Genomic DNA, 12,684 nt, shown 5'->3' with positions numbered 1-12,684 from the left:
TATTTAAAAAAGATGAAAGGAATTATATTAGCTGGTGGATCCGGTACCCGATTGCATCCGTTGACACTTGCGATGAGTAAGCAGATGATGCCAGTTTATGATAAGCCTATGATTTATTATCCTTTGTCAACCTTGATGATGGCAGGGATTAACGAAATATTGATTATTTCGACTCCACATGATTTGCCAAATTTTAAAAAATTATTAGGTGACGGAGCTGCAATTGGCTGTAAATTTAGTTATGCCGAGCAAGCTATTCCAAATGGTTTAGCACAGGCTTTTGTGATTGGAGAAGAATTTATCGGTTCTGATTCAGTTGCATTAGTTTTAGGAGACAATATTTTCTTTGGCGCCAATATGAATGAACTATTGCAGTCGAATACAAAACCTAATGGGGGAGTTGTTTTTGCCTATCATGTTTCGGATCCAGAAAGATATGGAGTGGTGGAATTTGATAAAAATTTAAAAGCACTTTCTATTGAAGAGAAGCCTTTGGAACCAAAATCAAATTATGCAGTTCCTGGATTGTACTTTTATGATAATTCAGTTGTGGAAATTGCGAAGAACATTAAACCAAGTGCTAGAGGTGAGTATGAAATTACAGATGTAAATAAAGTGTATCTGGAAAAAGGCGCTCTGAAAGTCGGGATTTTAAGTAGAGGTACAGCTTGGTTGGATACAGGAACTTTTAATAGCTTGATGCAAGCCGGACAATTTGTACAAGTTTTAGAAGAACGTCAAGGATTGAAAGTAGGTTGTATCGAAGAAATTGCTTGGAGACAAGGTTTTATAAGTGAGCAACAGTTGAGAGATTTGGCCGAGCCTTTAAAAAAATCAGGTTATGGAGAATATCTGTTGGGACTTTTGAAACATAAATTATAGTTTGTTGATTAATAGTTGTCAGAATAGAATATAGGTAACGGAGAGCAAACTGCAGAAAACAAATAACACATAATTTTTTAAATGACTTATATAATTTTATTTCTTTTATTTATCGGTATTGAATTAATCTATTTCAAGATTGCTGATCATTACAATATTATTGATAAACCCAATAGTCGTTCTTCGCATACCTCAATTACTTTGCGCGGAGGGGGAATTATTTTTCCAATAGCTATTTTAATTGCTGGTTTACTAGGATATGTTTCTTTGGCAATAGTGTTTGCAGTAGTTTTAGTAGCTGTTATTAGTTTTATAGATGACATAAAACCCTTATCACAGTTGCCTAGATTTGCATCACATGCCATAGCAATTGGGTTAGTCTTTTATGATTTAAATTTGTTTTCCCAAGCAATTTGGGTTTTACCTATTGTTTTTGTTTTACTGATAGGTTGGGTAAACGCTTTTAATTTTATGGATGGTATCAACGGAATAACTGTGTTGTATGCATTTGTTTCTATCCTTAGCTTTTCTTTTTTAGATATAAATAAAGAGAGTCTTCCTTTATTAATCACAATGGGATTATCTTGTTGTGCCTTTGGAATTTTTAATGTTAGAAAAAAAGCCAAAACCTTTGCAGGAGATGTTGGAAGTATCAGTATGGCCTTGTTTTTGGGCTATTTTATGATCAAAACGATTTTGATTTCCGGCCAAATAGGGTATCTCCTTTTTTTGTCTGTTTATGGTATTGATGCAGTTATTACTATTTTTACCCGCATCAAAAAGAAAGAAAATATTCTCGAGCCCCATCGATCTCATTTGTATCAGTATTTAGCCAATGAATTAGGCTATTCCCATATTGTAGTGTCTTTGTTTTATTCAAGTATTCAGTTGTTTATAAATGCAGTGTTGATTTATTTGAACAACAAAGGGATATTGTCTTTTTCCATCGTTGTTTCATTTTTGTTATTTCAAATTATGATTTACTTATGGGGAAGAAACAAAGTCGTTCAAAAAATTAATTTGGAGAAAGTTTAATGTTTTTTGTAAGTAAAAAAATATTCTTTTACCTAAAATACTATTCAATTGGGATCAATTTTTAAGCGGCTTTTTGATATCTTATTTTCGGGATGTGTGCTTTTTATTTTTTTTTGGTTATTCATCATAACTTGGGTTATGGCTATTATTGATACGGGGACCAATGGTATTTTTACTCAAGAACGTATTGGTCAATACGGTAAAAAATTCAAAATATATAAATTGAGGACTATACAAATAACCTCCAATTTAGAAACTTTTGAAATATCTAAAATTGGAAGATTCCTCAGAAACTATAAGCTAGACGAATTGCCACAAATGATCAATGTTTTGAAAGGTGAGATGAGTATCGTGGGACCAAGACCAGATATTGTAGGCTATTATGACTTGTTGGAAGGTGAGAATCGAAAGATACTTGAATTAAAACCAGGTTTAACTAGTCTGGCATCTTTGAAATATTACAATGAAGAGGAGTTATTGGGTAAACAAGCCTCTTTTTTAGACTATAATGATAAAATTATTTTCCCCGATAAAGTAAGAATGAATTTGGAGTATTATTACAATCAAACTTTTTGTGGGGATTTAAAAATTATAGGAAATACCTTTAAGTTACTATTTAATAGACATAAAACTGGATTGTAAATAAATATTTAGTTTCTAGTTTTCAAACGAAAAAAAATATTATTTGAATAGAAAAGGTTAGTTTATTTAAGAATAAGTAGTTGATGCCCTTTTTTATGTATTTTGTCAAAAAGATGATATTCAATCGTGATAATTCATATCTACAAACATTATTATTTGTATTTTTGTTTTTATACTTCGTTTCTTTTTAGAAATTTAAATACCGTATAATATGAATGAAAATTCCATGTATTCTGGATTTTTTTCAAGAGCCAATTTAAGATTAAGCATTCGTAACTTAAGTTATTTACCTAGGTGGATAATAGTTATGATTGATTTTTCAGTTTTGATTGTTACCTTTTTCTTTACCTTGCTTATTTTTAGGGGTACAGGTTTGAAATATATCAATACGACTCATGATGTGTTTTTTATTTTTTGTTTTTTCGGATTTAATATTTTCTTTTTTTGGTTGTTCAGAACTTATTCAGGAATTATTAGACACTCGTCCTATATTGATGCGGTAAAACTTCTGTTTTCTCAAATGTCTGTATTGGTGGTGTTTTTGGTTTTTAATTTTGCGTATGAATTATTGTATAATGAGAGAGTATTTTTGACGACTGCATTATTTATTAATGTAGTACTTTCTTTTTGTGGGTTATTTTTGTACCGTGTTGTTGTCAAGCAAACCTTTGAATTGTATCTTTCAGAGAAAAGTACAAACAAGTTAATACGAACTATCATATATGGAACTGATGCAAATGCTATTTCGGTTGCGAATGCCTTAAAATTTGAAACTCCAACTCGTTTTAAAATTGTGGGTTTCGTTGACAGAAACAATCAGAATGCTTCCAAAAGGATGTTGGATTTGCCAATATTGGTCCAAAAGAAAAAATTACCTTCCCTTATGCGTTCTGTAGGGGCTGAGGCTGTAATTATGGCTGATAAAAGTTTGGAAAAAGAAGAGCAACTGATTATAGTGGATCAATGTTTGGAATTTAATTATAGAGTGTATACGGTTCCTTTGATTACCGACTGGGAAAATCAAAAGGAGATTTCCCAAAAGGTAAAGAATATTCAAATTGAAGATTTATTAGAAAGAAAACCAATTGTTTTGGACAATAAGTCTATTTCAAAACAATTGAAAGACAAAACAGTTTTAATTTCTGGCGCTGCAGGGTCTATTGGTAGTGAAATAGTTAGGCAGGTTTTGACATTCAATCCTAAGAGAGTAATTATTTTGGATCAAGCAGAAACCCCTTTACATCATTTGAGTCTTGAATTGGAAAAAAATCATTCAAAATCAAAGATTCACAATGTTATTGCTGATGTACGAAATAAGGAAGCAATGACCAGGGTTTTTAAATTATATAGACCGCAAGTAGTATATCATGCAGCAGCTTATAAGCATGTGCCCTTAATGGAGGAAAATCCATCGCAAGCGATTTTGACCAATATAGAAGGGACTAAACATTTGGCAGATTTGTCTTGTGAATATGAAGTGATAAAATTTGTAATGGTCTCTACTGATAAGGCGGTTAATCCAAGCAATGTTATGGGAGCCAGCAAAAGAATTGCTGAAAAATATGTGCAATCTTTGCAAATTAAAAACCAAAGTGAGAATAAGTACAATGCCACTAAATTTATTACGACACGTTTTGGTAATGTTTTAGGTTCAAATGGATCTGTAGTTCCTTTGTTTACGAAACAAATTGCGAGCGGTGGCCCAGTTACCATTACCCATCCTGATATTATTCGTTATTTTATGACTATTCCAGAAGCCTGTCAGTTAGTTCTAGAAGCTGGTGCAATGGGTAATGGAGGAGAGATTTATATTTTTGACATGGGTAAACCAGTTAGAATTTTGGATTTGGCCAAAAAAATGATCAAGTTAGCTGGATTTGTTCCAGATAGAGACATAAAAATTGAAGTTGTAGGTTTGCGACCTGGTGAAAAATTATATGAAGAGTTGTTAAACGATACTGCAAAAACAATACCTACTTACCATGAAAAAATCATGATTGCTGAAGAAATTCAAGATGAATTTGAAAACTTGCATGTTGATATTAATGAACTGATAGGGATTGCCAATTTCTTTGACAATGATGATATTGTTGCCAAGATGAAAGTTATAGTTCCAGAGTTTAAGAGTATGAATTCCACTTTTGAAATTTTGGATAAATAAACAGTTTAAAAAAGATAGATATAGAAAAGGTTTACAGGGATTTCCTTGTAAACTTTTTTGTTTATAATTGCTACGGTTTTATTCGTAAATTCTCTTTTTAAAATTATTACATTTGCCCTCTTTTATTAAATAAATGATAATTGTAAATTTCAATTATCACTTTTGACCCAATGTCATGAACACTGAAAATTCCAAAAATAATGATTGGTTGTTTGAAATAACGCCAAAAAATAAGTTTTTCTCGCTCAACCTAAAAGAGGTTTGGCAATATCGTGATTTGCTTATGCTTTTTGTAAAACGCGATGTGATTACAGTTTATAAGCAAACTGTTTTGGGACCGCTTTGGTACCTTATCCAGCCTTTGTTTACTTCAGTTACCTTCACTATCATCTTTAATAATGTTGCCGGAATTAACACAGGTACAGTACCTCCATTTTTGTTTAATTTGGCTGGGATTACCATTTGGAATTATTTCACAGCATGCTTGAATGGTACTTCAGATACGTTTAAAGCCAATGCGTCGATTTTTGGAAAAGTTTATTTTCCTAGAATAATTACGCCATTATCCGTTGTGATTTCCAATTTGATCAAGTTTGGTATCCAGTTTTTAATTTTTGTAGCCTTCTACCTTTTCTATTATATAAAGGGAGCTCCTTTGAGTTTGAACGGATCGGTTGTGTTTTTCCCTGTTTTAGTGATATTGATGGGGATTTTGGGATTGGGATTAGGGATGTTGATATCGTCTATGGTGACCAAGTATCGTGATTTTAGTTATTTGATCAGTTTTGGGATCCAATTGTTGATGTATCTATCGGCTGTGATGTATCCTATGGAGTTAATTAAGCAAAAACTTCCAGCCTATGGTTGGTTAGTGGAATACAATCCATTGGCCTATCTTATTGAAACGGCACGGTTTATGCTATTGGATGTTGGACAAGTTTCGATTTTAGGATTAGGATATACCTTTTTGGTAACAGTTGTAGTGTTTTTTGTGGGACTATTGATTTTTAACAAGACAGAGAAAAGTTTTATAGACACAGTTTAGTGAATAGTGAGAGGTGAATAGAGAGAGGTGAATAGAGAGAGGGAATAGTGATAAGTAATATTTGAAAAATAATAGCTATGAATCATAAAGACTTAGACGTTTGGAAAAAGAGCATGGATTTGGTGGAGACTATTTACAAGTTGACTCAAACATTTCCAGATGTTGAAAAATTTGGTTTAACGAGCCAGATGAGAAGGGCAGCAGTTTCAATTCCATCCAATATTGCAGAAGGAGCCGCCAGAAAGGGAGATAAAGAATTAATTCATTTTCTTTAAATTGCTTTGGGCTCACTTTCAGAATAAGATACACAGTATGCGATAGCGGTTAGGATTAATTATACTAGAAAAGAGGAAAATATTGAGAATCAATTTAACGATGTTAAAAAATTACTTTTAGGATTTAGAAATTATTTAGATGGGAAGAATGGAAAGAATGAAAAGTGCATCGTAAAAAGTAAATCTTGAGAAGTAATTAGCACGTTTATAGAATAATAAAGAAACGGAAATATTATATAGAAAAAAAGAGAAAAGTGAAACGGAATTGTGAATAGTAAGAAGTTGTTCTCTATTCACGACTAACAACTCACGACTCACGGATTATGAAAGACATTATATTAAAAGCCGAAAATATTTCCAAGCAATATCGCCTTGGGCAGGTTGGCACTGGTACCCTTAGCCATGACCTAAACCGTTGGTGGCATCAAGTGCGTGGAAAGGAAAATCCTTATTTAAAAATAGGCGATACCAATGACCGCAGTACCAAAGGATCGAGTGACTATGTTTGGGCTTTGCAGGATATTAATTTTGAAGTGGAGCGTGGTGAAGTTTTAGGTATTATAGGTAAAAACGGAGCTGGAAAATCTACACTATTAAAAATACTTTCCAAAGTTACTGCTCCAACCACTGGAAGCATAAAGTCCAGAGGGAGAATTGCCTCTTTGCTTGAAGTAGGTACTGGATTTAATGGGGAAATGACCGGCCGTGAAAACATCTTTTTGAACGGCGCTATTCTAGGAATGACCAAAAAAGAGATTACCTCAAAGCTGGATGAAATTATTGATTTCTCAGGCTGTGAGCGTTATATCGATACGCCTGTAAAACGGTACAGCAGTGGAATGACAGTAAGGTTGGCTTTTGCGGTAGCCGCTTTTTTAGAGCCTGAAATATTGGTGATTGATGAGGTATTGGCTGTGGGTGATGCTGAGTTCCAGAAGAAAGCGATTGGTAAGATGCAAGATATTTCTCGCGAAGGAGGTAGGACGGTTTTGTTTGTGAGCCATAATATGGGAGCTATTGCCAGTTTGTGCAAAACTGGAATTTATATGGAAAATGGGAAAATAATTTTTAAAGATAATATTTCTAAAATTATTGATGCTTATGTTAGTTCAGATTCAAATTCAGATAATTATATAGCAATTAGTGAGAAATATGATTATATTTCATCAGTTAGAGTTTTAATCAACGGTTTGGAATCTAATCAATGTGGAATAAACGATGAATTGAAAATTGCTATTGAGGGAATTTGTCAAAGTAGATTTTCTACCAAGGTTGGAATTGCTTTGCTTGACAGGAATAAGAATAAAATCTTTACGACACATTTTGATTTGTCTAATCAATTCAAGAGTTCAAAACTGAACTTGATTTGCTCTATTCCTCCAAATACCATTTGTCCTGGTATATATTCTTTTGATGTAGCTATATTTGATATAAGTGGACAAGTTTATGATTATGTGCACGATATATGTCAAGTGGTTATTCTGGAAACTGGTTCTGATATGCATTTTGATAGTAACTACGGAAGTATATTTGTGAAATGTAAGTGGGATGAAAAGAATTAAAAAAGTATTAAGGTTAATCTTGAGTAAACTTAAAGGGGGAAAATACGCTGTAATAAAAAATCAGCAAAAATTAACTAATAAAGTATTATTTCATAATGTTGATTTTGTTAATTCAGAAATTGGTGATTATTCATATATAGCAAGAAACACTATTGTGCATAATACCAAAATTGGAAAATTTTGCTCAATTGGTCCAAATGTTGTTATTGGTTACGGAGATCATCCTATTCATCTTTTATCGACATCTCCAGTTTTTTATACTAAGAAAACAGGTTTTGATTTAGGTCCAAATAAAGATTTGTTTTTTGGACATTCAAAAGTTGAGATTGGTAATGATGTATGGATTGGAGCAAATGTCTTTGTCAAGAATGGAATTAAGATTGGAAATGGGGCTGTAATTGGTGCTGGTTCAGTAATACTAAAAGACGTTGAACCATATTCTATAACAGTAGGTGTCCCAGGGAAAATGAAATCTAAAAGGTTTCCAGAAGATGTAATTTTTAAATTGCAAGAATTAAAATGGTGGGATTGGTCAAGTGAAGTTATTAAAGACAATCACGATATACTATCTTCGGAAAAAATTATTGAAAATATGGATTTATTGTATGAAATAAAAAAGTGTATAAATTTGAATAATGGTAATTAAGCATCCGAAAATAACAGTTTTAATGCCGGTATATAATTGTGAATTGTATATCAAAGATGCAATTGATAGTATCTTAAGTCAGACTTTTGAAGATTTTGAGTTTTTGATTATTGATGATGCATCTACAGATAATACTATCAATGTTATTAAAACATATACTGACCCTAGAATTCAATTAATAGAAAAGCCAATAAATACAGGTTACACGAACAGTTTGAATCAAGGATTAAAATTGGCGAAGGGTAAGTATATTGCACGAATGGATGGTGATGATATTAGTTTGCCTATGCGGTTTGAAAAACAGCTCACTTTTTTAGAAGCTAATCCAGATGTGGTTTTGTGYGGAACCAATTTCAGTGTTATTGGTACAGAAAAAACAGTTGTTCTACCTCAAAAAAATGGAATGATTAAATTGGCATTACTTAAGGGCAATTGTGTAGCACATCCTTCTGTTATGATAAGAAATCAGAAATTGCAACAGTTAGAAATTTTCTATGATTCCAAAAAAGAGCCTGCAGAAGATTATGATTTATGGGTTCGTTTGTTGACAATTGGGGAACTACATAATTTGCAAGAAGTTTTACTTAATTATAGAGTTCATAATACACAAGTTTCTCAAAAAAGAAAGACACAACAAATTCAATCGGCATTAGAGTCAAGACTTAAAATGTTGAACCATTTAGAATGCTTCTTTGATGTGAAAGAATCTGATTTATTGAAAAAAATAATATCAAGAAATCTTTCTGTTACTCTTGATGAAATTAAAGCATTTTTTATTTTAAGAGAAAAAATGCTTTTAGCAAATTCAAATATTTTTTTTGATTCCAATGGTTTTCAAGAATATTTGTTTGAATTACAAAAGCAGAGTTTTAAAAAATATTTTTTTGACAGAGAAAAATATTATCCTATTATTTGTTTTCAGTATTTTACGATTAGAAGTAAATATAAGTTTAAATTAAGATCGATTGATGAACTAAAATTAGTAATAAAATCGATCATTTATTTTAAGAAAAAATGAATAATCCTTTAGTCGCAGTGATAGTTCCTTGTTATAATCAATCTCAATATTTGGATAAGGCTTTGCAATCGGTATTGGATCAAACCTATGCAAATTGGGAGTGTATCATTGTAAATGATGGTTCTCCAGATAATACAGAGGAAGTCGCCAAAAGATGGGTTGAAAAAGATCCCCGTTTTATATATGTAAATAAAGAAAATGAAGGATTGAGTAATGCTAGAAATTTTGGCATATTAAATGCTAGAGGTGAATTTATACTTCCGTTAGATGCAGATGATAAAATTTCAATGCAATATATCGAATTGGCAATCAAGGAATTTGATATAGATAGTAATTTAAAAGTAGTTTATTGTAAAGCAGAGATATTTGGAATAAAGACAGGTAAGTGGGAATTGCCTAAATTTTCATTGAAAAGATTAGCCAAAGATAATATGATTTTTTGTTCAGCACTTTATAGAAAAAAAGATTGGGAAGTGATTGGAGGTTACGATCCAAAAATGTTGTATGGTTTTGAAGATTGGGAATTTTGGATTTCGATGCTTAAAAATGGAGGCGGGGTACTTTGTTTGGAGAATGTTTGTTTTTTTTACAGAATTAAAGAGGATTCCATGTACAAACAAATGGATAAAAAAAAGAGAGAATATTTGTTTAATTATATGAGCCTTAAGCATGCGGATTTTTTTATTAAATATTTAGGTTCGTTTATTGAGCTAAATAGAAAGGTTGAGAAGGTCAATTTTGATTTTTCTCTAAAATTAAAAAGTGAAAAATTTGTAATTGATTTGTTTTGTAAAACTTTTTTTAAATTCACACTTTTTGGTAATAAATTTTAATAATTATAAACTTGGTTGCAAAACCATCTTTGAAGCGACTATGCAGTCATTGACAAATTAAGCCTATAAAAGATATTAAGTCTAGGAGTAATTCAAATTTTAAAAATATCATCAGGACTAGGTTTTAAGATAAGTGTGTTAATTAAAGCACATCAATAAATTTAAAAAAAATGAATAACTTAAGTTTTTTTTAGTCAAGATTCGCAATTAAAGTAAGTTTAAAAATGATTACACATACAACTCTTGGTAAAAAAGGAAATTTAGGAAATCAGCTTTTTCAGATAGCCTCAACGATTGGGATAGCTGAAAAAAACAGACAAAATTATATTTTTCTAAAATGGATTTACGCAGATTATTTTAATTATGATTTCTCTTTTATAGAAAATGATTCAAATATAAAGTTTGAAAGGATTGTTGAGAAATCATTATCTTATTATGAATGGGAATTAGGAGAAGGGAATTACGATATTAAGGGGTATCTTCAATCGGAAAAATATTTTGATCTAGACAAAACAAGAAAAATATTTGAATTTAAGGGTGATTTTGTAAAACCTATTTTAGCTAGATATAGTTATTTATTTGAAAGAAAAAACATTATTATTACAGTCAGACGAGGGGATTTCGTTAATCATCCAAATTATTATCAGTTGTCATATAAATACTATTTTTTGGCATTAATTAAGAATTTTCCAGATTGGGAAGAAAAGAATTTGATTTTTATGAGTGATGATATAAATTACTGCAAGTATCATTTTAAATTTCTTAAAAATGCTTTTTTTATCGAGGATTTATCGGCTATTGAGCAGCTCGCAATCAGTTCCAAAGGAGATGATTTCATTATAAGTAATTCTACATTTTCTTGGTGGATGGCTTGGCTAGCAGAGAAAAGAGGAGGAAAAATAATTAGACCTCTGAAAAATTTTAGCCATAATTTTTCTAAAAAACATGATGATGGTGATTTTTTTCCAGAACGTTGGATAGTATTTGACCATAAAAAGCACAATATAAGTACAGAATATTCTGGCTTAATAATGAAGGGATTTTATTTTGAAACGAAAGTAAATTTTAAATATTCTATTAAGGTTTGCAATCTTTTTATTCAGAAAAGAATTGAGTATATGTTTAAATTAACATGGGCTATATTTAAAGCCAAGTTATACAGATGTATTCAATGAAAAGCATTTCGTGATTCTTAATTTATTGAGCTTCAATTTATTAATTCAAGAATGAGATCCGTATCAATAATATCATTTGCATAAATGGCTAAAGAAACGATGAGAAGATATTGAGATTTGGGTATGGAAAAAAAATGATGAGATTATGTATTTACACTTTATTAATTGGAACAAAACATTGAAAAAGAGTGAAGTGAATATACAAATTTGACAGATTGTTATTTTATTTCATCAATTCATTTTCAATTGCATTCCATATTTAAAAAAAGGCTATGTTTATAAAACGTCTTTAATGGCTATTATGTGAAAGAATATAGGTTAATAAAAAAAAGAGGTTTCAAAAACAGCTTGAAGGATAATAAAAAAAAAATAAAAAAAATATTTAATGTTTGGGATATTAAGAACGCTATTGGCAATAAATGTTATTCTTTTGCATATTTTTGGAATTCCAGCCTTAGGTAATTATTCGGTTCATTTTTTTTTCATTTTGTCGGGTTTTTTAATGACTTATGTCATGTGTGAAAACTATCACTTTGATGCAAGAGGAATTAAATTATTTTGGGTTAATCGCTTTTTAAGGTTATATCCAATATATTGGTTATTGTTATTGATATGTATCATAGTTATTGTAATTTTTCCCGAAGCTCCTAGAAGTTCCTTAATAAATATGCCAATATCAGTAAAAGATTGGTTTTATAATTTAACCATAATTTATCCTGATAGAATTCCAACTAGAATAAAACCTAAGTTGTTGCCAACTAGTTGGGCTTTAACAAATGAAATATTTTTTTATGTGTTTATTTCATTAGGAGTTTCAAAAACAAAAAGCAGGACTGTAGTTTGGCTTGTACTAAGTATTATATATTATTTAATAACCTATTTCTATTTTAACTTAGATAATTATAGATATGGAGCAATTCTGGCTGCTTCACTCCCTTTTGCAATAGGAGCTGTTTTATATTGGGTAAAAGAAATGAAAATTTTTAGAGTAAATTTATTTGTTATAATTATAGCTTATATCCTATTTTTTTTAAATGCTTATTTTTTATCAAGAGAAGGATTCCTGATAAAACAATGCTCCATTTATCTAAATTTTGTTATAGGGGCTTTCATAATAATTTCATTGTTTAATTTACAAATTGAAGACGGAAAAATTAAGAGAATAGATAGTTATATTGGAAGATATAGCTATGTTTTTTATTTGGCACATGAGTTAGTGTTAATATTGTATTTGTTAATATTTAATAATTTTGGGCTTTCTGTAGAAAATTTGAAATTAAAAAGCATTGCATTTGTGCCTTATTTTTTTCTGCTTCTTCTTATTAGTTTTATTATTGTGCACCTAGTTGATATTAAAATTGATTTGTTAAAAAATCGATTTAAAAAGTAGTCTTAATTTAATATATATTC

At 30.5% G+C, this 12,684-nt stretch carries 12 protein-coding genes; all 12 read left to right on the top strand.

The window, feature by feature from the left end:
- Positions 1-12: 12 nt before the first annotated feature.
- Positions 13-882 (top strand): glucose-1-phosphate thymidylyltransferase RfbA, encoded by an 870-nt coding sequence (gene rfbA, locus AC1DY0_RS08050; RefSeq protein ID WP_477188113.1) that lies wholly within the window; start codon positions 13-15, stop codon positions 880-882.
- An 81-nt stretch (positions 883-963) separates the two neighbouring features.
- On the top strand, positions 964-1,917 hold the full coding sequence (locus tag AC1DY0_RS08045) for an MraY family glycosyltransferase (RefSeq protein WP_477188112.1): 954 nt from the start codon (positions 964-966) through the stop codon (positions 1,915-1,917).
- Between the two features lie 48 nt (positions 1,918-1,965).
- On the top strand, positions 1,966-2,559 hold the full coding sequence (locus tag AC1DY0_RS08040) for a sugar transferase (protein WP_477188111.1): 594 nt from the start codon (positions 1,966-1,968) through the stop codon (positions 2,557-2,559).
- A 211-nt stretch (positions 2,560-2,770) separates the two neighbouring features.
- Complete coding sequence (locus AC1DY0_RS08035; protein ID WP_477188110.1) at positions 2,771-4,720, top strand: polysaccharide biosynthesis protein; 1,950 nt, start codon at positions 2,771-2,773, stop codon at positions 4,718-4,720.
- 175 nt (positions 4,721-4,895) lie between these two features.
- The gene (locus AC1DY0_RS08030) at positions 4,896-5,765 is read left to right on the top strand and encodes an ABC transporter permease (protein ID WP_477188109.1); all 870 of its coding nucleotides are present in this window, start codon (positions 4,896-4,898) and stop codon (positions 5,763-5,765) included.
- A 77-nt stretch (positions 5,766-5,842) separates the two neighbouring features.
- Positions 5,843-6,040 carry a four helix bundle protein gene (locus AC1DY0_RS08025; protein ID WP_477188108.1) on the top strand — a complete coding sequence of 66 codons (198 nt, stop codon included), beginning with the start codon at positions 5,843-5,845 and terminating at the stop codon, positions 6,038-6,040.
- A 323-nt stretch (positions 6,041-6,363) separates the two neighbouring features.
- Positions 6,364-7,602 carry an ABC transporter ATP-binding protein gene (locus AC1DY0_RS08020; protein WP_477188107.1) on the top strand — a complete coding sequence of 413 codons (1,239 nt, stop codon included), beginning with the start codon at positions 6,364-6,366 and terminating at the stop codon, positions 7,600-7,602.
- Positions 7,589-8,248 (top strand): xenobiotic acyltransferase family protein, encoded by a 660-nt coding sequence (locus tag AC1DY0_RS08015; RefSeq protein ID WP_477188106.1) that lies wholly within the window; start codon positions 7,589-7,591, stop codon positions 8,246-8,248. Before AC1DY0_RS08020 ends, AC1DY0_RS08015 begins: the two co-directional genes overlap by 14 nt.
- A complete protein-coding gene (locus AC1DY0_RS08010) occupies positions 8,238-9,266 on the top strand; it encodes a glycosyltransferase family 2 protein (protein WP_477188105.1) in 1,029 nt (342 codons plus the stop codon). Before AC1DY0_RS08015 ends, AC1DY0_RS08010 begins: the two co-directional genes overlap by 11 nt.
- Entirely contained in the window at positions 9,263-10,099 is an 837-nt protein-coding gene (locus AC1DY0_RS08005; RefSeq protein WP_477188104.1) for a glycosyltransferase family 2 protein, read from the top strand. Before AC1DY0_RS08010 ends, AC1DY0_RS08005 begins: the two co-directional genes overlap by 4 nt.
- Before the next feature lie 224 nt (positions 10,100-10,323).
- Entirely contained in the window at positions 10,324-11,274 is a 951-nt protein-coding gene (locus tag AC1DY0_RS08000; protein WP_477188103.1) for an alpha-1,2-fucosyltransferase, read from the top strand.
- 385 nt (positions 11,275-11,659) lie between these two features.
- A complete protein-coding gene (locus AC1DY0_RS07995; RefSeq protein ID WP_477188102.1) occupies positions 11,660-12,664 on the top strand; it encodes an acyltransferase family protein in 1,005 nt (334 codons plus the stop codon).
- The last annotated feature ends 20 nt before the right edge of the window (positions 12,665-12,684 follow it).

It is taken from the genome of Flavobacterium sp. P1_E4 (assembly GCF_056405915.1).
This window is presented reverse-complemented; position numbering and strand designations above follow the sequence as displayed.

Bases quoted from the DNA above. Each gene is read 5' to 3' on its own strand.
- rfbA (WP_477188113.1), top strand. From the start codon at position 13: ATGAAAGGAATTATATTAGCTGGTGGATCCGGTACCCGATTGCATCCG.
- AC1DY0_RS08045 (WP_477188112.1), top strand. From the start codon at position 964: ATGACTTATATAATTTTATTTCTTTTATTTATCGGTATTGAATTAATC.
- AC1DY0_RS08035 (WP_477188110.1), top strand. From the start codon at position 2,771: ATGAATGAAAATTCCATGTATTCTGGATTTTTTTCAAGAGCCAATTTA.
- AC1DY0_RS08030 (WP_477188109.1), top strand. From the start codon at position 4,896: ATGAACACTGAAAATTCCAAAAATAATGATTGGTTGTTTGAAATAACG.
- AC1DY0_RS08025 (WP_477188108.1), top strand. From the start codon at position 5,843: ATGAATCATAAAGACTTAGACGTTTGGAAAAAGAGCATGGATTTGGTG.
- AC1DY0_RS08020 (WP_477188107.1), top strand. From the start codon at position 6,364: ATGAAAGACATTATATTAAAAGCCGAAAATATTTCCAAGCAATATCGC.
- AC1DY0_RS08015 (WP_477188106.1), top strand. From the start codon at position 7,589: ATGAAAAGAATTAAAAAAGTATTAAGGTTAATCTTGAGTAAACTTAAA.
- AC1DY0_RS08005 (WP_477188104.1), top strand. From the start codon at position 9,263: ATGAATAATCCTTTAGTCGCAGTGATAGTTCCTTGTTATAATCAATCT.
- AC1DY0_RS08000 (WP_477188103.1), top strand. From the start codon at position 10,324: ATGATTACACATACAACTCTTGGTAAAAAAGGAAATTTAGGAAATCAG.
- AC1DY0_RS07995 (WP_477188102.1), top strand. From the start codon at position 11,660: ATGTTTGGGATATTAAGAACGCTATTGGCAATAAATGTTATTCTTTTG.